The sequence below is a fragment of the Streptomyces sp. NPDC027189 genome, assembly GCF_055566975.1.
Genome location: NZ_JBVHRI010000004.1, coordinates 108,005 through 126,963 on the forward strand (window position 1 = coordinate 108,005; position 18,959 = coordinate 126,963).

The following is an 18,959-nucleotide window of genomic DNA, read 5'->3' on the forward strand; positions in this document are numbered from 1 at the left end:
GTTCAGGTGGAGGAACCCTCAGGGCGCGGCCATGGCGACTCGGGCCGCCTCGATGAAGCCGTCCAGCCTCTGGCGGAACACTCCATGGGCCTCGTCGAAGCGATCACGGGCGCCCGAGTCGCCCTCCGTGACCCGCCACAGCGCACGGCTCGCATGCACCGCCGCGAGCTGAACGGCCTCGGCCGCCTCGGCGGCGCGGGCGGGGCCTTCCAGCAGGATGACCCTGACGCTGCGCATGAGAGGGTCGAAGGCGGCGCGCAGTTCGACACGGATTTCCTGAATGCGTGCCAAACGGGCACCGGGGTCGGAGAGTTGGACGTAGGCGTCGCCGACTCGCCAGTACAACTGGCCCGCAGCGTGCGCCTGTTCCATGAGGTCCAGGTAGGCGGCCCGCCGGAGCTCCCGGATCCGGTCGCGGTGCTGGACCTGCGCCGATGCCTCCGCCTGGACCTTGGCCGCCCGGGCGTTGCCCTGGGTGGTCACCCAACTGGCCAGCACCGCCGTGGCGCCGGTGAAGACCGCGACCCACACCGTGCTGTCCGTCACGCCGCCCAGTGTCGGGGAGTCGGCTCCCGGCTGTCGAGGGCGCCCGGCCTCGCGGCAGCGGCCCGGCCAAGGGAGCGCGGGCCCGGTAGGGACGGGTATCAGCCCCCGGACGTGTCCAGTTCCGCGTCCTCGCTGATCCCCGCGCAGTCGTAGGGGTCCTTCAGCCAACCGTCCGGCAGGACGACCCTGTTGTTGCCGGAGGTACGGCCGCGGGGCCCGTCCGCGCCGAGGGGCCAGGGCTGGTCGAGGTCCAACTCGGTGAGGCCCTCGGAGAGTTCGGCGAGCGACGAGGTGATCGCGAGGCGCTTGCGCATTTCGGAGCCGACCGCGAAGCCCTTCAGGTACCAGGCGACGTGCTTGCGGAAGTCGATGACACCGCGCGTCTCGTCGCCGATCCACTCGCCGAGCAGGGTGGCGTGCCGGACCATGACGGCCGCGACCTCGCGCAGCGTCGGGCGGGCATAGGCGTCCGTACGGCCCTCGAAGGCGGCCACCAGGTCGCCGAACAGCCACGGCCGGCCGAGGCAGCCGCGCCCGACGACAACCCCGTCGCACCCGGTCTCCCGCACCATCCGCACCGCGTCCTGCGCGGACCAGATGTCGCCGTTGCCGAGCACCGGGATCTCCGGCACGTGCTCCTTGAGGCGCGCGATGGCGTCCCAGTCCGCCGTGCCGCCATAGTGCTGTGCGGCGGTGCGCCCGTGCAGCGCGATCGCCGTCACGCCCTCCTCGATCGCGATCCGGCCGGCGTCGAGGAACGTGATGTGATCGTCGTCGATGCCCTTGCGCATCTTCATCGTGACGGGCAGGTCCCCGGCGCCGCTGACGGCCTCGCGAAGGATCGCCCGCAGCAGGTTCCGCTTGTACGGGAGGGCGGAGCCGCCGCCCTTGCGGGTCACCTTCGGCACCGGGCAGCCGAAGTTCAGGTCGATGTGGTCGGCCAGGCCCTCCTCCGCGATCATGCGGACGGCCTTGCCGACGGTCGCCGGGTCCACGCCGTACAGCTGGATCGAGCGCGGCTTCTCGCTCGCGTCGAAGTGGATCAGCTGCATGGTCTTCTCGTTGCGCTCGACCAGCGCCCGCGTGGTGATCATCTCGCTGACGAACAGGCCCTTGCCGCCGCTGAACTCGCGGCACAGCGTGCGAAACGGCGCGTTCGTGATCCCCGCCATGGGTGCGAGGACGACGGGCGGCTGCACCGTGTGGGGGCCGATCGACAGCGGGGACGCGGGAGCGAGGGTCGGCGTGGACATTCCCCCATTGTCGCGTACGGCGGCGTGTGCTCGTACGGCCGTATCTCGCGTAGCACGGCGCGCGCCCGGACCGCTCTGGGGCGGGCGCCTCACCGAGATGCGAGAGAGAAGATCATGTAGCAGTCATTAGTTAGACACACTATCGAAAACGGCGTACCCTGTTGGAATGCCAGAGCTCAGCCACCGTCACCGGATGCTGGTGCTCGCGATCTGCTGCATGAGCCTGCTGATCGTGAGCCTCGACAACACGGTTCTGAACGTTGCCCTGCCCTCGATGCAGAAGGAACTGCACGCGAGCGTGGCGGGCCTGCAGTGGACGATCGACGCGTACACCCTGGTGCTGGCCTCGCTGCTGATGCTCGCGGGCTCGACCGCCGACCGCATCGGGCGGCGCAAGGTCTTCATGGCGGGCCTGATCATCTTCACGATCGGCTCGGTGCTGTGCTCCCTCGCCCCGAACCTCGACTCCCTCATCGCCTTCCGCATGGTGCAGGCTGTCGGCGGTTCGATGCTGAACCCGGTGGCGATGTCGATCATCACCAACACCTTCACGGACCCGCGCGAGCGCGCCCGCGCGATCGGTGCGTGGGGCGCCGTGGTCGGCATCTCGATGGCCGCCGGTCCGCTGGTCGGCGGCCTGCTCGTGGACTCGGTCGGCTGGCGGTCGATCTTCTGGATCAACCTCCCGGTGGGCCTGGCCGCGCTGCTGCTCACCCTGCGCTACGTCCCCGAGTCCCGCGCGCCCAAGGCCCGCCGCCCCGACCCGGTCGGCCAGTTCCTCGTGATCGCCCTGCTCGGCTCGCTGACGTACGCGATCATCGAGGCGCCCAGCTCCGGCATCCCCAAGACCCTCGCCTTCGGCGCGATCGCCGTCGCCGCGCTGCTCGGCCTTCTGCGGTACGAGCCCCGGCGCGCCGAACCCCTCATCGACCTGCGCTTCTTCCGCTCGGCGCCGTTCAGCGGGGCCACCGTCATCGCCATCAGCGCGTTCGCGGCGCTCAGCGGCTTCCTGTTCCTGTCGACGCTCTATCTGCAGAACGTCCGCGGCCTGGACGCACTGCACGCGGGCCTGTGGATGCTGCCGATGGCGGCCATGTGCTTCGTGTGCGCGCCCGTGTCGGGCCGACTGGTCGGCAGCCGCGGCCCGCGCTTCTCGCTCCTGGTCGCCGGGGTCGCCATGACCGCGAGCGGCATCCTCTTCGCCGCCTTCGAGGCCGAGACCTCGAACGCCACGCTGGTCCTCGGTTACGTCCTCTTCGGCCTGGGCTTCGGCTTCGTGAACGCCCCCATCACCAACACCGCCGTCTCCGGCATGCCCCGCAGCCAGGCGGGCGTCGCCGCCGCCGTCGCCTCGACCAGCCGCCAGATCGGCGGCACCCTCGGCGTCGCCGTGGTCGGCGCGGTGCTGGCCTCCGGGGTGGGGGCGTCGGCGTACAAGGACACGTTCGTGTCGGCCGCCCGCCCCGGCTGGTGGATCATCGCCGGGTGCGGTCTCGCGGTTCTGATCCTGGGCGCGCTGACCAGCGGACGCTGGGCGCGCGGCACGGCCGAGCGGACGGCGCAACAACTGGAGTCCCCGGAGGCACGGGACCAGGTGCGCGTACGGGCCCAGGACGCACCCGCCGCCTAGGCGACCTGGCCGGACCGCCGCTCGGCCGGGCACCGCCGACGCGACGATCTAGGCGACCGCGGCCTCGGCCTCCGCCGACAGCGCGCGCTCGTACAGCTGCTCCAGGCGCTCGCGGCTCTCCTCGTCCGTGGGGGCGTACGTCACCATGCGGGCGCCCATGTCGGGCGCCAGCCACAGGTCGGTGTGGTCGAGGGTGAGCAGCCCGACGTACGGGTTGAGGAACTGCTTGGTCTTGCTGCGGGCGCCGCCCACCACCTCGTACCGCTCCCAGATCTCCCGGAATTCCGCCGACTCCGTCTTCAGCCGCTTGACCAGCATCTTCCAGGCGGGTTCACCGAGGTGTCCGGCCATCGACGCGCGCAGTTTGGCGGCCATCATGCGCATGGTCTCGTCCAGGAGCACGATCGATTTGCGCCACTCCTCGTTCGTGTAGACGAGGATCATGCAGTTGCGGTCCTCGGGCGGTACGGCGTCGAGGTCGCTCATCATCAGACGGGCGTACGTGCGGTTGTACGCGAGGATGTCGTACCGGCTGTTCTGGATGCAGGCCGGGACCGGCTCCAGCTGGGTCAGCATCAGGCGCAGGGCCGGGGTGATGGTCGGGCACTGCGCGGCGGGCGAGGGGTCGACGGCGCCCGCCAGCTGGAAAAGGTGGGCGCGCTCGCTGGAGTCCAGCAGCAGGGTGCGGGCCAGGGCGTCGAGGACCTGCTCGGAGACCTGGATGTCACGGGCCTGTTCGAGCCAGGTGTACCAGGTGACGCCGACGGCGGAGAGCTGCGCGACCTCCTCGCGGCGCAGGCCCGGGGTGCGCCGGCGGCGGCCGCGGGGCAGTCCGACCTGCTCGGGCGTGATGCGTTCGCGGCGGTTGCGCAGGAAGGCGGCGAGTTCGTTCCGCCGGATCTCGCTGCCGCGGGGGGCTGCGGTGCCGTGCGGCTGCGGGGGCTCGGGGGTGCCCATCGGGGCGACGGTGCCAGTCGTCGTCTCCGGGGCAGCGGTGCCGGGCGTCGCATCCGGCGCGGCGCTGCCGGGCCTCGTCTCCGGCGCGGCGGTGGTGGGCGTCGGGGCAGGGTTGCTGGTCGTCGTCTCCTGCGCCATGGTCGTCATGCCTCCAGCCTGCCGCTCACCGGAACCTGTTTCCAGGTACTGCTTCTACCAGGATAAGAAGACTCTGGTACCAGCCTGAGACCGGGAGAAGGCTGGACCACGTGACCGAAACCGGAACTATCACGACCCCCGTCCGTTCCCCCGTCGCACCACCCGTGCTCGGCGGCCTCGGACTCTTCACCGTGCTGCTCGGTGCGGCACTGCCTCTCATCGACTTCTTCATCGTCAACGTAGCCCTGCCGACCATCGGCCGTGACCTGAACGCGAGCGAGGCCGTCCTCGAACTCGTCGTCGCCGGCTACGGAGTCGCGTACGCCGTCCTGCTCGTCCTGGGCGGACGCCTCGGTGACCTCTTCGGGCGGCGTCAGTTCTTCCTCGGCGGCATGGCGGCCTTCGGCCTGACCTCGCTGGCCTGCGGGCTCGCGCCCACCGCCTGGACGCTGGTGGCGGCGCGCGTCGCGCAGGGCGCGGCGTCCGCGGCCATGCTGCCGCAGGTGCTCGCCACCATCCAGTCGGCGACCGCGGGCACGCGCCGCGCCAAGGCCATGGGTCTGTACGGGGCCACGGCCGGCCTGTCCATGGTGGCCGGGCAGATCCTCGGCGGCGTCCTGGTCGCGGCGGACATCGCGGGCACCGGCTGGCGTGCGGTGTTCCTCGTCAACGTGCCCGTCGTGATCCTCGGTCTGATCCTGGCCGCGCGTGCCGTGCCCGAGACGCGCTCGCAGCACCCGGAGCCGATCGACGCGCCGGGCACGGTACTGCTCGCGATCTCCCTGCTGACTCTCCTCGCCCCGCTCACGGAGGGCCGGGCAGCGGGCTGGCCGCTGTGGACCTGGGTGTCACTCGTCCTGTTCCCCGTCGCGGCGGCGGCGTTCTACTTCGTCGAACGCCGGGAAGACCGCAGCGGCCGTACGCCCCTGGTCCCCCCGAGCCTCTTCTCGCTGCTCTCGCTGCGCCGTGGCCTCGTGATGATCGTGCCGTTCTCGATCGGCTTCAGCGGGTTCATGTTCGTGATCGCCGTGGCGTTGCAGCGGGGCGCGGGCCTCGGTCCGGTGCCCGCGGGCCTGGCTCTCGCGCCCATGGCGGTCGTCTTCTTCGTCGTCTCCCTCTGCGGTCCCAGGCTGGTCGCCCGCTACGGAACCCGGGTCGTCACCGCCGGCGGGCTGATCCAAGCGGTGGGTGTGGGCCTACTGGTGGTGACCGCCTGGCGGTCCTGGCCGAACCTCGGAGTGTGGGAGCTGGCACCGGGCGCGGCGGTCGCGGGCGCGGGGCAGGCCCTCCAACTCCCCGTCATCTTCCGGATCATCCTCTCCGAGGTCCCGCCCGCCCGGGCCGGCGTCGGCAGCGGCGTCATGATCACCACCCAGCAGTCGGCCCTCGCCCTGGGCGTCGCCACCCTGGGCACCCTCTTCCTCTCCCTCGTACCGAGCCACGGCATGCAGAACGCCCTGGTGACCACCCTCCTCGTCCAACTGGCAGGCGTGGCCCTGACCACGGCCTTGAGCCTGCGCCTGCCGCGTACGATCAGCTGAGCGCGGGGCCGGATCCCAGGTAGGGCGGGGGACGGCCGTCCGGGGTCCCCTCCCTCCGCGCGCCCCTACGCAGGCGGAGCGACCAGCGTCTCCGGCTGGTGCGCGCGGCGAAGGGCGGCCGCGACGAAGCCGTTCGTCTTCAGCTCCTCGACGACGTCGTGGAGGAAGCGGACGGTCTCGGGGCGCCGGGTCGTGGTCGTGCCGACCGCCTGGCGGATCTGCATGAAGCGGTCCTCGAGCAGGCGGAGTTCGGGGTGCGCCGCGACAAACTCGGTCATCGGCCGGCGGATACCGGCGGCGGCCTCCAGGCCCTCGGCGCGGAACACCTCGACCCCCTCCTCCCCGCGCACGACGCTCGCGTGCCGCAGCGTGCGGGAGAGGAAGAGGTCGTAGGCGGAACCGCGCTTCACGCCGATCCGTACGCCGGAACGGTCCACGTCCGCGACGGTGGTGAGGTCCGAGTCCCGGGGCACGGCGTACACACCCTCGATCACGACGTACGGCGCCGTGAAGGCGACCTCGGCCTCGCGCGCGGGCTCCACGGCCAGGAAGCAGATGTCTGCACGGTCCTGCGCCATCGCCTCGTACGACTTGCGCGCGGCGTCGAAGCAGAGGAGTTCGACGGGCAGTCGCAGCCGCGCGCCGATCTCGCGCGCAAGGTCGACGGTGATGCCGGCCGGGGCCGCCGGGGTGCCCTGGGCGAGTACCGGATTGCCCAGGTTGATCGAGGCTCGCAGGGTGCCATTCGGGGCGAGGTCCTTGGCGATGGCGGCAGTTCCGGTCCCGGTCGTCATGGAACGGAGTGTAGGTCGGAGGCAAGGGGTGGGTGCGGGGCCGCGGCCCGATGACCGGTTACGCCGGGCTCGGCTCCCGTGCCGGATTCCGTGGCACCGGTGGCTCTCGTCGCCCACTGGTGTGCCACCCGCTTCACGAGCCTCACGGCCACCTGGCTCCCCGTGAACCACCAGGTGGAGCAGCAGGTCAGCGTGACCACCATCGCCGTCGAGGCAGCCGAGGGTCACCTGAACCCTTCACGACCGCGACCGACCCCACACCGAACTCGCCGCCGAAGAACCCCCGTTGATCTTCGCCATGATGCACACTCCTTGCTGCGCAAGCGGAGCGGTAACACCTGGAGGTGTCATGCTGCAGATCAACACGAGCAAGGTAAGCCGCTGGGACCAGCACGGCCGCGAGCACGTCGTACGCGTCCAACGAGCGGGCGTACAACGCACGATCAGATGCGACACCTGCGGCTGGCGCAAGGGCGCGCAGTTCCTGCCGTGGCTCAAAGCGGAGGAACACCTGGCGGAGGCACATCAGGCGACGGTGGATCCGGCGGAGGCGTAGGCCCGGCGGGCGGCCCTCCGCCGGGCGCCGGTCAGCGGCGCAGTCCGCGCAGGACCAGGTCGACGACCGCCGTGAACTCCGCTTCGATGCCGGGCTGTTCCCATTCGTGGGCGTAACACGGGTCGTGGAAGCGGTTCGTGGCATCGAAGATCGCGCGGGCCGTCGCAGCGGAGTCGCCGTCCACGGCCGTGAAGTCGCCCTCCTGTACACCACGGAACACGATCTGCGTGAGCTGCTCGACCAGGTCGGTGATGTGTTCCTGGACCACCGCACTGGCCTCGCCGAGCAGCACCGAGTACGTGGCGAACAGCTCGGGATCGTCGCCCGCCTTGTGCCGCTTGGCCGTGAACAGCGCGCCCAGCCAGTGCCGCAGGGCCACAGGAGGAGTCTGGTCCCGAGTTTGGGCGATCTCCTCCAGCATCTGCGACGTACGGTCCAGCCAGCGCTTCGTGACCGCCTCCCGCAACGCCGCCTTCGTGCGGAAGTGACGGTAGACGCTGCCGTGGCTGACGCCGAGCGCGCGGGCCACGTCCACCACGGTGGCCTTGGCGGGCCCGTGGCGGCGCAGCACCTCCTCGGTCGCTTCGAGGATGCGCTCGGCGGTCAGTGCGTCGGTGGTCGGTGCCATGACGAAGACCGTACCTGCCGGTACCGTCAGCGCTCCGTGCCGAGGTGCGACATCTGCGCCTGCGGGTAGCGGTCGCCCGCTGCGGCGCCGTCCGGTACGGCCGCCTCGATCGCGGCGAGGTCGTCCGCTTCGAGCGTGACGTCCAGCGCGCCCAGCGCCTCCGCCAGACGCTCCCGGGTCCGCGCGCCGACCAGTGGCACGATGTCCTCGCCCCGAGACAGCACCCAGGCGATCGCGATCTGCGCCACCGAGACGCCCTTCTGCTCGGCCACCTTCCGCAGCGCCTCGACGAGACCGAGGTTGTGCCGCAGGTTGTCGCCCTGGAAGCGGGGGCTCATGGAACGGAAGTCGGTCGGGGCCAGCTGCCGGTCCGGCGTGAAGTGTCCGGAGATCAGACCGCGCGACAGCACTCCGTACGCGGTGATGCCGATGCCCAGCTCACGCGTGGTCGGCAGGACCTCGTCCTCGATGCCGCGCGAGATGAGCGAGTACTCGATCTGCAGGTCCGAGATGGGCGCGGTGGCGGCGGCCCGGCGGATGGTCTCCGCGCCGACCTCGCTCAGGCCGATGTGCCGTACGTGCCCGGCCTCCACCAGCTCCGCGATCGCCCCGACCGTCTCCTCGATCGGCACGTTGGGATCGGCCCGCGCGATCCGGTACACGTCGATGTGGTCCACGCCGAGGCGCTGCAGCGAGTACGCGGCGAAGTTCTTCACGGCGGCCGGGCGACCGTCGTAGCCCGACCACCCGCCGTCCGGGTCGCGCAACGCGCCGAACTTCACGCTGGTCAGCGCCTGCTCACGCCGCGCCGCGGGAGCCGCGCGCAGCGCCTCGCCGATCAGCATCTCGTTGTGACCCATGGCGTAGAAGTCACCGGTGTCGAGCAGGGTCACGCCGGCCTCCAGGGCGGCGTGGATCGTCGCGATGGACTCGGTCCGGTCGGCCTCGCCGTACAGCGCGGACATGCCCATGCAGCCGAGGCCGAGGGCGGAGACCTGGGGGCCGGTGGCTCCGAGGGGGCGGGTTTGCATGAGGACTCCTTGGGTGTCCGTGGGGGGTGGTGCATCCACCATGACATAACAGATGACAGATTTCAATATCTGTCATCTGTTATCTGTTATCTGACATCCGTCATCTGTTAGTTGCCATCTGCTATCTGTCACCTACCGTCCGTCACCTGACATCCGTCACCTGACATCTGTTAGCCGTCACCCCCTCCGACCGCCCGGCCACACAGACTCAGCCCTGATTTGGTCCAGACCTATTGACGACAGGTCTGGACCGCGCGCACTGTCATGCCTACGACACATACGGCACCTACGACACCTCGCCGCACCCCCACCGGGAGGCCTCGCATGATCCGTCGCAAGCTGCGCCTGCTCGCCGTCGCGCTGACGGCAGCCGTCCTCGTCCCCCTGTCGATCGCCACCGCCCCCACCGCATCCGCGGCCGACACCTGCGCCGTGAAGTCCCGCCCGGCAGGCAAGGTCCTTCAGGGCTACTGGGAGAACTGGGACGGGTCGTCCAACGGTGTGCACCCGCCCTTCGGGTGGACGCCGATCACCGACTCCCGTATCGCCGGGCACGGCTACAACGTGATCAACGCGGCGTTCCCGGTCATCCGCTCCGACGGCACCGCGCTGTGGGAGGACGGGATGGACACGGGCGTGAAGGTGGCGACACCGGCCGAGATGTGCGCGGCCAAGGCGTCCGGCCAGACGATCCTGCTGTCCATCGGCGGGGCGGCGGCCGGGATCGACCTCAGTTCGTCCACCGTGGCCGACCGGTTCGTCGCGACGATCGTGCCCATTCTGAAGAAGTACAACTTCGACGGCATCGACATCGACATCGAGACGGGGCTCGTCGGCAGCGGCAACATTGGTCAACTCTCCACCTCGCAGGCCAACTTGATCCGCATCATCGACGGGGTGCTGTCCCGGATGCCGTCCAACTTCGGGCTGACCATGGCGCCGGAGACCGCGTACGTCACGGGCGGCAGCATCACGTACGGCTCGATATGGGGCGCGTATCTGCCGATCGTCAAGAAGTACGCGGACAACGGGCGCCTGTGGTGGCTGAACATGCAGTACTACAACGGCAGCATGTACGGCTGCTCCGGCGACTCGTACTCCGCGGGCACCGTCCAGGGCTTCACCGCGCAGACCGACTGCCTGAACAAGGGGCTGGTCGTCCAGGGCACCACCATCAAGGTGCCGTACGACAAGCAGGTTCCCGGGCTGCCCGCCCAGTCGGGCGCCGGCGGCGGCTACATGTCACCGAGCCTCGTCTCCCAGGCATGGAAGCACTACGGCACCAGCCTCAAGGGCCTGATGACCTGGTCGATCAACTGGGACGGCTCGAAGAACTGGACGTTCGGCGACAACGTGAAGGCCCTCCAGGGCCGTTGAGACGCCTCAACTCGTGAAACACCTCAACTCGTGAACTCCTCAACTCGTGAAACGCCGCCGCTCGTGAAACGCCTCTCGTGAGAGGCCTCAGCCCGCAACCTCCAGCGACAGCAGCTCCCCCGGCCCGCCGCCAGGCCGGCCCGAACCCGGAGTACCTGCTGCTGGTGGCGCCGATGATGGCGGCGGGCTCTGCTGCATCCCGCGGAAGGCACCCCGCCACGTCACCGGCTGAACAGCCGCGGGCCCGGGCAGGTACGCCAGGGAAAGGGACATTCACGGCGTCGAGGCAGCACGAAGCCCCCGGTTCCCACGGAGGGAACCGGGGGCTTCCACACGCGAAGCCGCGCGGACAGCCGAGTCGGCAGTCAGGTCGGCGGTCAGGTCAGCAGCCGGGTCAGCAGCCGATCAGACGCGAGGCCAGGTAACCCTCGATCTGGTCCAGCGACACGCGCTCCTGCTTCATCGAGTCGCGCTCGCGCACCGTCACCGCGTTGTCCTCGAGCGTGTCGAAGTCGACCGTGACGCAGAACGGCGTACCGATCTCGTCCTGACGGCGGTAGCGGCGGCCGATGGCGCCGGCGTCGTCGAACTCGATGTTCCAGTGCTGGCGCAGGGCGGTGGCCAGGCCCTTGGCCTTCGGGGAGAGCTCGGGATTGCGGGACAGCGGGAGGACGGCGACCTTGACCGGCGCGAGGCGCGGGTCGAGGCGCAGCACCGTGCGCTTCTCCATCTTGCCCTTGGCGTTGGGGGCCTCATCCTCGACGTAGGCGTCCAGGAGGAAGGCCAGCATCGCGCGGCCGACACCGGCGGCGGGCTCGATGACGTACGGAGTCCAGCGCTCGCCGGCCTCCTGGTCGAAGTAGGAGAGGTCCTGGCCGGAGGCCTTGGAGTGGGCGCCCAGGTCGTAGTCCGTGCGGTTGGCGACGCCCTCCAGCTCACCCCACTCGTTGCCGCCGAACTGGAAGCGGTACTCGATGTCGGCGGTGCGCTTGGAGTAGTGGGAGAGCTTCTCCTGCGGGTGCTCGAACCAGCGCATGTTCTCTTCGCGCAGACCGAGGCCGGTGTACCAGTTCCAGCGCTCCTGCATCCAGTACTCCTGCCACTTCTCGTCCTCGCCCGGCTTGACGAAGAACTCCATCTCCATCTGCTCGAACTCGCGGGTGCGGAAGATGAAGTTGCCGGGCGTGATCTCGTTGCGGAAGGACTTGCCCATCTGGGCGATGCCGAACGGCGGCTTGCGGCGCGAGGTGGTCTGCACCTGGGAGAAGTTGGTGAAGATGCCCTGCGCGGTCTCGGGGCGCAGGTAGGCGATGGAGCCGCTGTCCTGCGTGGGGCCGAGGTGGGTGGAGAGCAGGCCGGAGAACTGCTTGGGCTCGGTGAACTGGCCCTTGTTGCCGCAGTTGGGGCAGTTGATGTCCGCGAGGCCGTTCTCCGGGAGGCGGTTGTGCTTCGCCTCGTAGGCCTCCTCCAGGTGGTCGGCGCGGAAGCGCTTGTGGCAGGAGGTGCACTCGGTGAGCGGGTCGGTGAAGGTGGCGACGTGACCCGACGCGACCCAGACCTCGGTGGCAAGGATCACCGACGAGTCGATACCGACGACGTCCTCACGGGAGGTGACCATGTAGCGCCACCACTGGCGCTTGATGTTCTCCTTGAGCTCGACGCCGAGCGGGCCGTAGTCCCAGGCGGCGCGCTGTCCGCCGTAGATCTCACTACAGGGGAAAACGAAGCCACGGCGCTTGCTCAGGCTGACGATGGTGTCGATCTTGTCGGCGGCCACGGTGCTCTCTTCATTACGAACGGACGGCAGCGAATGCTTCAGGTTACCGGCGGGGCCCACCCCCGTATCAAATCGGTTGGGCACTGTGCCCGGAGTGCGGGCTTACCGACTGCTTACTCAAGCGCTTGTTGACAATCGTTTCCAGATTTGTTGAAAATGAGTGTCATGAACGTACGACGACGCCTCATATCCGGGTCCGCGGTCGCGGCGGCCACCGCCCTCGGCCTCGGCACCCTCTCCGCCTGCTCGGGTTCCGCCTCGGCCGACGGCAAGAGCAGCGGGAAGCTCGACGTGGTGGCGTCGTTCTACCCCCTGCAGTATCTCGCCGAACAGATCGGCGGGACGCATGTGAAGGTCACGAACCTGACCCAGCCCGGTCAGGAACCGCACGACCTGGAGATCAGCGCCCGGCAGACCGCGCAGCTCCAGGAGGCGGACGCCGTTCTCTACCTCAAGAACCTGCAGCCGGCCGTCGACGACGCCGTGGCGCAGTCCGAGGTCAAGACCAAGATCGACGCCGCGTCGCTGACCACGCTGGAGAAGCACGGCAACGAGGTCGGCGGGCACGCGGCCGCCCACGACGACACCAAGGGCGAGGAGAGCGGCGGCACCGACCCGCACATCTGGCTCGACCCGGTGCGGTACGCCGAGGTCGCCCGGGGTGTCGGCAAGGCCCTGGAAAAGGAAGACCCGGACCACGCGGCCGACTACAAGAAGAACACCGAAGCCCTGGTCAAGAAGCTGGACGCCCTCAACACCCAGTACAAGGACGGGCTGGCGAACACCAGGACCAAGGTCTTCATCACCACACACGCCGCCTTCGGCTACCTCGCCGAGCGCTACGGCCTCACCGAGGAGGCCATCAACGGCCTGGACCCGGAGTCGGAGCCCAGCGCGAACCGTGTGAAGGACCTTGAGAAGATGGCGAAGGCCGATGACGTCTCCACGGTCTTCTACGAGACGCTCGTCAGCGACAAGACCGCCAAGACCATCGCCAAGGACGCGGGGCTCGGAACCGCCGTCCTCGACCCGATCGAGGGCATCACCGACAAGTCCAGGGGCAGCGACTACCTGCAGGTCATGGAGTCGAACCTGAAGGCGCTGCAGACGGCTCTCGGAGCCAAGTGATCATCGTGGAGGACCCCGTGAGCGAGCCCGTCATATCCCTGCGCGGCGTGACCGCCGAGCTGGGCTCGCGCCCGGTCCTGCGTGGCATCGACCTCAGCGTGCACCGCGGTGAGGTCGTCGCGCTGCTCGGCGCCAACGGCTCCGGCAAGTCGACCGCCGTACGCAGTGTCATCGGCCAAGTCGCCATCAGCGGCGGGGAGATCGAGATCTTCGGCACCCCGCGGCGCCGCTTCCGGGACTGGCACCGCGTGGGGTACGTCCCGCAGCGCACGACCGCCGCCGGTGGCGTGCCCGCCACGGTGACCGAGATCGTCTCCTCCGGGCGGCTGTCCCGCGCCCGCTTCGGCATGCTGCGCAAGGCCGACCACGAGGCCGTACGACGGGCCCTGGAGCTCGTCGGGATGGCGGACCGCGCCAAGGACTCGGTGAACGCGCTGTCGGGCGGCCAGCACCAGCGTGTGCTGATCGCCCGCGCGCTCGCCTGCGAACCCGAGCTGCTGATCATGGACGAGCCGATGGCGGGCGTCGACCTGGCCAGCCAGGAGGTGCTGGCGGCGACCCTGCGCGAGCAGGTCGCCCAGGGCACCTCCGTGCTGCTCGTCCTGCACGAGCTGGGCCCCCTGGAGCCGCTGATCGACCGCGCGGTCGTACTGCGCGACGGCTGCGTCCTGCACGACGGCCCGCCCCCGCAGGCGGTCGGCCAGCACGCGCTGCCCGGCCACGACCACGTACACCCGCACGCGGCTCACGACGCCGAACCGATCCGGACCGGACTGCTGAGCTGATGGGACCGCTGAACTGATGGACATCCTCGACTACGCCTTCATGCAGCGGGCCCTGCTCGCCGCCGTCCTCGTGGGCATCACCGCGCCCGCCGTCGGCATCTACCTCGTGCAGCGCCGCCAGGCCCTCATGGGCGACGGAATCGGCCACGTCGCGATGACGGGAGTCGGCCTCGGCTTCCTGCTCTCGACCAATCCCGTGTGGATGGCGACGGCCGTCTCGGTCCTCGGCGCCGTCCTCATGGAGCTGATCCGCTGGTACGGCAAGACGCGCGGCGACATCGCCCTCGCCATGCTCTTCTACGGCGGTATGGCGGGCGGCGTGATGTTCATCAACCTCGCGCCGGGCGGTTCGAACGCCAACCTGACGTCGTACCTCTTCGGCTCGCTGTCCACCGTCTCCGAGTCCGACGTGACGGCGATCTGTCTGCTGGCCGCCTTCGTCGTCCTCGTCACCCTGGGTCTGCGCCGGCAACTGTTCGCGGTCAGCCAGGACGAGGAGTTCGCGCGGGTGACGGGTCTGCCGGTGCGCGCCCTGAACCTGCTCACCGCCGTCACGGCGGCGGTCACGGTGACGGTCGCGATGCGGGTCGTCGGCCTGCTGCTGGTGAGCGCGCTGATGGTGGTCCCGGTGGCCGCGGCGCAGCAGCTCAGCCGCAGCTTCGCCGCCACCTTCGCGATCGCGGTGGCCATCGGCGTGAGCGTGACCATCGGCGGCACCGTGACGTCGTACTACCAGGACGTGCCGCCGGGCGCGACGATCGTGCTGCTGACGATTGGCGCGTTCATCGCGCTGACGGCGCTGGCGACCCCGCTGGCCCGGCGCCGGGCCCGGGCGCTCGCCGCCGCGCAGGCCGCCGGGGACCCGGCAGAGTGCGCGATTCCGGCCACGCGCGGCCAGGAGACGAAGGTCGGCGTCTGACTACGCACAGTCCGGACTGGCACAATGGCCGGGCAAGGGCAGACGTGAGGAGGCAACGGTGACAACCGCTGGATCGCCCGTACGGGGCCGTTCCACCCGGCAGCGTGCCGCCGTGGCGGCGGCGCTCGACGAGGTGGACGAGTTCCGCAGTGCGCAGGAGCTCCACGACATGCTCAAGCACAAGGGCGACTCGGTCGGGCTCACCACCGTGTACCGCACGCTGCAGTCCCTCGCCGACGCCGGCGAGGTCGACGTCCTGCGCACCTCCGACGGCGAGTCCGTCTACCGCCGCTGCTCCACCGGCGAGCACCACCACCACCTCGTCTGCCGCGTCTGCGGCAAGGCCGTCGAGGTCGAGGGCCCGGCCGTCGAGAAGTGGGCGGAGGCCATCGCGTCGGAACACGGGTATGTGAACGTCGCGCACACGGTGGAGATCTTCGGCACGTGCGCGGAGTGCGCGGAGTGCGCGGCGGCCAAGGGTTAGGGCCTGTCCGAGGGGTCGTGTGACTGCTTCCCGTTCTGATCGTTCCGGTTGACGTGGGGCGGGGTGGACGGTGGAAGTGTCTCCGTCAGGTGATCAACGGGGTCCTGTTCCGGCAGCGGACGGGTATTCCGTGGCGGACCTGCCGACGCGGTCCGGGAAGTGGAAGACGTGCCACGATCGCCGGCGTCGGTGGTCGACGGACTGCACAGGGGAGAGAGTCCCGGTGAGCCCGAGCAGTCTTATCGCGTGCGGGAGTTGGGCAGGTGCGCGACTTCCAGGGCTCCTGGGGCGGCCTCCTCGACTGCCTTCGTACAGGCGGTGGCCCGGTTCCGGCAGATGATCTCCGCGCCGGGATGCTCCTTGAGCCCGGGATCGACGCGCGAGTGCAGTCACGCGAGCCCTCGGACAGGCTCTATAGCCGCTCGAGGTTGCGGTCGAGGATCGACCGCAACCTTTCGACGTCCGCGGGGGTCGGCGCTCCGCGCTTGGGCAGCAGGATCGAGGCGGGCGCGTACGAGCCCGCGCCCAGCAGCACGAAGGAGCCGGGCATCTCCGCGTAGCGGGCCATCCGCGCCCAGCGGGTGAGGTCGCTCCCCTGCTCGGTCGTGACGGTCACGCCCCACCCGTCGACCACCGTGCGGTACTCGCCGCGGGCGGCCGCGCACCGCTGGAGGTGCCGGGCCCGGAGCCATGGCAGGACGACCAGACCGAGCACGGCCGCGCCCAGCATCACGGGCACCTTGGGGTCGGCGGAGCCACCGAGGGCCACCGGCACCGCGCCGACGAGCACCCCCAGGACGGCGGAGGCGACGAGCAGGCGCCGCCCCCAGCGCCCCGCGGCCGAGGCGTTCTCCGAGGCGCGCAGCGCCTCACGGAACTCCCCTGCCGTGGCCCGGTACACCAGCTCGACGCTCTCCCCGTCATCCATCAATCCGCGTCGGGCCGGCCCTTCATGGCCTCCTCCATCGCGAGCAGCTGCTCGTTCGGGACGGCTCCGCCGAAGCGGCGGTCGCGGGAGGCGTACTCGACGCAGGCACGCCACAGATCGCGGCGGTCGAAGTCCGGCCACAGCACGTTCTGGAAGACCATCTCGGCGTAGGCGCTCTGCCAGAGCAGGTAGTTGGAGGTGCGCTGCTCGCCGCTCGGCCGCAGGAACAGGTCCACGTCCGGCATGTCGGGGTAGTAGAGGTACTTCGCGAAGGTCTTCTCGGTGACCTTGGACGGATCGAGCCGCCCCGCCTTCACGTCCTCTGCCAGGGCCAACGCCGCGTCGGCGATCTCGGCGCGACCGCCGTAGTTCATGCAGAAGTACAGCGTCAGCCGGTCGTTGTCCTTGGTCTGCTCCTGCGCGATCTGGAGCTCCTTGGCCACCGACTTCCACAGCTTGGGCATCCGGCCCACCCAGCGGACGCGGATGCCGAGTTCGTCGAGCTGGTCGCGGGTCTTGCGGATGAAGTCGCGGTTGAAGTTCATCAGGAAGCGCACCTCGTCGGGCGAGCGCTTCCAGTTCTCGGTGGAGAAGGCGTACAGCGAGATGGCGCCGACCCCCATCTCGATCGCGCCCTGCAGCACGTCGAGGACGCGCTCGGCGCCGACCTTGTGCCCCTCGGTACGGGGCAGCCCGCGATCCTTGGCCCAGCGCCCGTTCCCGTCCATGACGATCGCCACATGGTTCGGCACCAGCTCACCGGGGAGCTTCGGCGCGCGGGCACCGGACGGGTGCGGTTCCGGTGTCCTGTACTCGCGGCGCTGGCGTCCCAGGATCCCGCGTACGACCATGTGCTTCTCGTCTCCCCTGCTTGCTTGTCTTTGTGGTGCTTGCTTCGGTGCTTACTTCGCTGCGTAACGCCTACTTCGCTGCGTAACGCCTACTTCTCTGCGTAACGCCTACTTCTCTGCGTAACGCCTACTTCTCTGCGTAACGCCTACTTCTCCACGTAACGCAGGGAGCGCAGTCCGCGCTCCAGATGCCAGTGCAGATAGGCCGATACCAGCCCGCTGCCCTCCCTGACATACCGCGGCTCGCACGCGTCCGCGGTCTCCCAGTCTCCCGTCAGCAGCGCGCCGAGCAGTACGAGGGCCTGCGCCGAGGGTACGACGCTGCCGGGCACCCGGCAGTCGACGCAGACGGAACCTCCCGCCGCGACCGAGAAGAACCGATTCGGTCCGGGCATCCCGCACTTCGCGCAGGCGCTGAAGCTGGGCGCGTAGCCGTTCACGGCGAGGGAGCGGAGCAGGAAGGCGTCGAGGACGAGATGCGGTTCGTGCTCGCCGCGGGCGAGGGTGCGGAGCCCGCCGACCAGCAGCAGATACTGCTGCACGGCGGGCTCCCCCTCGTGATCGGTGAACCGCTCGGCGGTCTCCAGCATGGCCGTCCCGGCGGTGTACCGCGCGTAGTCGGTGACGATCCCGCCACCGTACGGAGCGATCGTCTCGCTCTGCGTGCACAGCGGAAGCCCGCGCCCGACCAGCTCGCTCCCCCGCGCGAAGAACTGCACGTCCACGTGCGAAAAAGGCTCGAGCCGCGCTCCGAACTTCGACTTGGTACGCCGGACACCCCGGGCTACGGCGCGTACGCGGCCGTGACCGCGGGTGAGCAGCGTGATGATCCGGTCCGCCTCACCCAGCTTCTGGGTGCGCAGCACGATGCCGTCGTCGCGGAACAGACTCATGGGCCCATTCTCGCGTACAGAGTCAGCGTGCGTGGTCGGGGTGGCTGATCGCTTCCCACGGCGCCATGTTCCAGGGGCTCGCCCGGTTCGCCGGGTCCAGGAGGGACTTCAGATGCGCGTCGGACACGGCCTGCGGGGCGGGGAAGTTCGCGTCCGGCGTGCCCTTCAGATTGTCCCGCCAGACCATCCGGCCCAGCAGATAGTGCTCGGCGTACTCGTTCCAGGAGGCGTACGACCGCACCACCGCCGGCACGATGTTCTTGAGCGCGGTCCACGCCTCTGCCTCGCTCAGCATCCCGCAGGCGAAGCCCCTGCGGGAGATGTCCACATACAGCCCGGCGTCCCACGCCAGTGGTTCGACGCCGAGCCGCAGCCGCGCCCGGGTGCGGTACCCGGTCCGCGCGAGGCCGTCGAGCCGGCCGACCAGAGCGTCACGCGAGGTGATTTCCCACTGTTCGGCCAGCCACCGCCGAGCCTTCTCGTCGTCGATGCGGGTGAACGGGTACAGGGTCGTCCGCGACGCGTCCCGGTCCCGGCTCACCGGCGCACTGAGCGACACCATCCACAGCTGGTGCGTGGTGAGGGGAACGGGGTACTTGCTCGCGGCCTTCGGCTTGCGACGGTTCCATATCGCCATGGCGCCGCACCCTATGTCACGATGTCACGCCGCTGCTCAGGGGATCAGATGGTGTCCCGCGAAGTGGTGTAGCAGCGATCTCCGCATAGCCCCTGGTCATGGGGCG

The 18,959-nt window shown here is 69.7% G+C and carries 19 protein-coding genes and 1 pseudogene; 9 read left to right on the top strand and 11 right to left on the bottom strand.

Going from position 1 to position 18,959, the window contains the following annotated elements:
* Window positions 1-18: 18 nt before the first annotated feature.
* Window positions 19-546, bottom strand: a complete 528-nt coding sequence (locus ACZ4RZ_RS11440; protein ID WP_467743759.1) for a hypothetical protein — start codon at window positions 544-546, stop codon at window positions 19-21.
* 98 nt (window positions 547-644) lie between these two features.
* On the bottom strand, window positions 645-1,799 hold the full coding sequence (gene dusB / locus ACZ4RZ_RS11445) for a tRNA dihydrouridine synthase DusB (protein WP_467743760.1): 1,155 nt from the start codon (window positions 1,797-1,799) through the stop codon (window positions 645-647).
* Window positions 1,800-1,965: 166 nt separating this feature from the next.
* Here dusB and ACZ4RZ_RS11450 point away from each other — a divergent pair, with 166 nt between their 5' ends.
* Window positions 1,966-3,429 (top strand): MFS transporter, encoded by a 1,464-nt coding sequence (locus tag ACZ4RZ_RS11450; protein WP_467743761.1) that lies wholly within the window; start codon window positions 1,966-1,968, stop codon window positions 3,427-3,429.
* A gap of 48 nt (window positions 3,430-3,477) precedes the next feature.
* Here the strand turns inward: ACZ4RZ_RS11450 and ACZ4RZ_RS11455 are convergent, their stop codons facing one another.
* Window positions 3,478-4,386, bottom strand: coding sequence for a helix-turn-helix transcriptional regulator (locus ACZ4RZ_RS11455; RefSeq protein WP_467744311.1), 909 nt, complete (start codon window positions 4,384-4,386; stop codon window positions 3,478-3,480).
* A 248-nt stretch (window positions 4,387-4,634) separates the two neighbouring features.
* On the opposite strand from ACZ4RZ_RS11455, the gene ACZ4RZ_RS11460 reads away from it, so the two are divergent.
* Window positions 4,635-6,065 (top strand): MFS transporter, encoded by a 1,431-nt coding sequence (locus tag ACZ4RZ_RS11460; protein WP_467743762.1) that lies wholly within the window; start codon window positions 4,635-4,637, stop codon window positions 6,063-6,065.
* A 65-nt stretch (window positions 6,066-6,130) separates the two neighbouring features.
* Here ACZ4RZ_RS11460 and ACZ4RZ_RS11465 read toward each other — a convergent pair whose 3' ends face one another.
* A complete protein-coding gene (locus ACZ4RZ_RS11465; RefSeq protein WP_467743763.1) occupies window positions 6,131-6,859 on the bottom strand; it encodes a transporter substrate-binding domain-containing protein in 729 nt (242 codons plus the stop codon).
* A gap of 349 nt (window positions 6,860-7,208) precedes the next feature.
* Here ACZ4RZ_RS11465 and ACZ4RZ_RS11470 point away from each other — a divergent pair, with 349 nt between their 5' ends.
* Complete coding sequence (locus tag ACZ4RZ_RS11470) at window positions 7,209-7,415, top strand: hypothetical protein (protein WP_467743764.1); 207 nt, start codon at window positions 7,209-7,211, stop codon at window positions 7,413-7,415.
* 31 nt (window positions 7,416-7,446) lie between these two features.
* Here ACZ4RZ_RS11470 and ACZ4RZ_RS11475 read toward each other — a convergent pair whose 3' ends face one another.
* Both ACZ4RZ_RS11475 and ACZ4RZ_RS11480 read right to left on the bottom strand, forming a co-directional pair.
* The gene (locus ACZ4RZ_RS11475; protein WP_467743765.1) at window positions 7,447-8,043 is read right to left on the bottom strand and encodes a TetR/AcrR family transcriptional regulator; all 597 of its coding nucleotides are present in this window, start codon (window positions 8,041-8,043) and stop codon (window positions 7,447-7,449) included.
* A 26-nt stretch (window positions 8,044-8,069) separates the two neighbouring features.
* Complete coding sequence (locus ACZ4RZ_RS11480) at window positions 8,070-9,074, bottom strand: aldo/keto reductase (protein ID WP_467743766.1); 1,005 nt, start codon at window positions 9,072-9,074, stop codon at window positions 8,070-8,072.
* 324 nt (window positions 9,075-9,398) lie between these two features.
* Between ACZ4RZ_RS11480 and ACZ4RZ_RS11485 the strand changes: the two genes are divergently transcribed.
* The gene (locus ACZ4RZ_RS11485) at window positions 9,399-10,451 is read left to right on the top strand and encodes a chitinase (RefSeq protein ID WP_467743767.1); all 1,053 of its coding nucleotides are present in this window, start codon (window positions 9,399-9,401) and stop codon (window positions 10,449-10,451) included.
* Between the two features lie 394 nt (window positions 10,452-10,845).
* Here ACZ4RZ_RS11485 and ACZ4RZ_RS11490 read toward each other — a convergent pair whose 3' ends face one another.
* Window positions 10,846-12,228 (bottom strand): glycine--tRNA ligase, encoded by a 1,383-nt coding sequence (locus tag ACZ4RZ_RS11490; RefSeq protein ID WP_467743768.1) that lies wholly within the window; start codon window positions 12,226-12,228, stop codon window positions 10,846-10,848.
* Window positions 12,229-12,393: 165 nt separating this feature from the next.
* On the opposite strand from ACZ4RZ_RS11490, the gene ACZ4RZ_RS11495 reads away from it, so the two are divergent.
* The 5 genes and pseudogenes from ACZ4RZ_RS11495 to ACZ4RZ_RS11515 all read left to right on the top strand — a co-directional run.
* Window positions 12,394-13,356: a metal ABC transporter substrate-binding protein gene (locus ACZ4RZ_RS11495; RefSeq protein ID WP_467743769.1), complete on the top strand. Its 963-nt coding sequence runs from the start codon at window positions 12,394-12,396 to the stop codon at window positions 13,354-13,356.
* Between the two features lie 17 nt (window positions 13,357-13,373).
* Window positions 13,374-14,141: a metal ABC transporter ATP-binding protein gene (locus ACZ4RZ_RS11500; protein WP_467743770.1), complete on the top strand. Its 768-nt coding sequence runs from the start codon at window positions 13,374-13,376 to the stop codon at window positions 14,139-14,141.
* Window positions 14,142-14,157: 16 nt separating this feature from the next.
* The gene (locus ACZ4RZ_RS11505) at window positions 14,158-15,060 is read left to right on the top strand and encodes a metal ABC transporter permease (protein WP_406168745.1); all 903 of its coding nucleotides are present in this window, start codon (window positions 14,158-14,160) and stop codon (window positions 15,058-15,060) included.
* Between the two features lie 58 nt (window positions 15,061-15,118).
* Window positions 15,119-15,544, top strand: coding sequence for a Fur family transcriptional regulator (locus ACZ4RZ_RS11510; RefSeq protein ID WP_467743771.1), 426 nt, complete (start codon window positions 15,119-15,121; stop codon window positions 15,542-15,544).
* A gap of 23 nt (window positions 15,545-15,567) precedes the next feature.
* Window positions 15,568-15,764 (top strand): annotated as a pseudogene (locus ACZ4RZ_RS11515) (transposase); the annotation flags it as partial.
* A 192-nt stretch (window positions 15,765-15,956) separates the two neighbouring features.
* Here the strand turns inward: ACZ4RZ_RS11515 and ACZ4RZ_RS11520 are convergent.
* The 4 genes from ACZ4RZ_RS11520 to ACZ4RZ_RS11535 all read right to left on the bottom strand — a co-directional run bounded on the left by ACZ4RZ_RS11520 (window position 15,957) and on the right by ACZ4RZ_RS11535 (window position 18,853).
* Entirely contained in the window at window positions 15,957-16,472 is a 516-nt protein-coding gene (locus tag ACZ4RZ_RS11520; RefSeq protein WP_467743772.1) for a YcxB family protein, read from the bottom strand.
* Window positions 16,472-17,323, bottom strand: a complete 852-nt coding sequence (locus ACZ4RZ_RS11525; protein WP_467743773.1) for an isoprenyl transferase — start codon at window positions 17,321-17,323, stop codon at window positions 16,472-16,474. The genes ACZ4RZ_RS11520 and ACZ4RZ_RS11525 overlap by 1 nt, the downstream gene beginning before the upstream one ends.
* 146 nt (window positions 17,324-17,469) lie before the next feature.
* Complete coding sequence (gene recO / locus ACZ4RZ_RS11530; RefSeq protein ID WP_467743774.1) at window positions 17,470-18,216, bottom strand: DNA repair protein RecO; 747 nt, start codon at window positions 18,214-18,216, stop codon at window positions 17,470-17,472.
* 22 nt (window positions 18,217-18,238) lie between these two features.
* On the bottom strand, window positions 18,239-18,853 hold the full coding sequence (locus tag ACZ4RZ_RS11535) for a DUF1266 domain-containing protein (protein WP_467743775.1): 615 nt from the start codon (window positions 18,851-18,853) through the stop codon (window positions 18,239-18,241).
* Window positions 18,854-18,959: the final 106 nt, after the last annotated feature.

Coding starts and splice junctions, on each gene's coding strand:
- ACZ4RZ_RS11520 (WP_467743772.1), bottom strand. CDS start 16,472: ATGGATGACGGGGAGAGCGTCGAGCTGGTGTACCGGGCCACGGCAGGG.
- ACZ4RZ_RS11485 (WP_467743767.1), top strand. CDS start 9,399: ATGATCCGTCGCAAGCTGCGCCTGCTCGCCGTCGCGCTGACGGCAGCC.
- ACZ4RZ_RS11535 (WP_467743775.1), bottom strand. CDS start 18,853: ATGGCGATATGGAACCGTCGCAAGCCGAAGGCCGCGAGCAAGTACCCC.
- dusB (WP_467743760.1), bottom strand. CDS start 1,799: ATGTCCACGCCGACCCTCGCTCCCGCGTCCCCGCTGTCGATCGGCCCC.
- ACZ4RZ_RS11525 (WP_467743773.1), bottom strand. CDS start 17,323: ATGGTCGTACGCGGGATCCTGGGACGCCAGCGCCGCGAGTACAGGACA.
- ACZ4RZ_RS11450 (WP_467743761.1), top strand. CDS start 1,966: ATGCCAGAGCTCAGCCACCGTCACCGGATGCTGGTGCTCGCGATCTGC.
- ACZ4RZ_RS11475 (WP_467743765.1), bottom strand. CDS start 8,043: ATGGCACCGACCACCGACGCACTGACCGCCGAGCGCATCCTCGAAGCG.
- ACZ4RZ_RS11465 (WP_467743763.1), bottom strand. CDS start 6,859: ATGACGACCGGGACCGGAACTGCCGCCATCGCCAAGGACCTCGCCCCG.
- ACZ4RZ_RS11495 (WP_467743769.1), top strand. CDS start 12,394: ATGAACGTACGACGACGCCTCATATCCGGGTCCGCGGTCGCGGCGGCC.
- ACZ4RZ_RS11455 (WP_467744311.1), bottom strand. CDS start 4,386: ATGGGCACCCCCGAGCCCCCGCAGCCGCACGGCACCGCAGCCCCCCGC.
- ACZ4RZ_RS11505 (WP_406168745.1), top strand. CDS start 14,158: ATGGACATCCTCGACTACGCCTTCATGCAGCGGGCCCTGCTCGCCGCC.
- recO (WP_467743774.1), bottom strand. CDS start 18,216: ATGAGTCTGTTCCGCGACGACGGCATCGTGCTGCGCACCCAGAAGCTG.
- ACZ4RZ_RS11480 (WP_467743766.1), bottom strand. CDS start 9,074: ATGCAAACCCGCCCCCTCGGAGCCACCGGCCCCCAGGTCTCCGCCCTC.
- ACZ4RZ_RS11470 (WP_467743764.1), top strand. CDS start 7,209: ATGCTGCAGATCAACACGAGCAAGGTAAGCCGCTGGGACCAGCACGGC.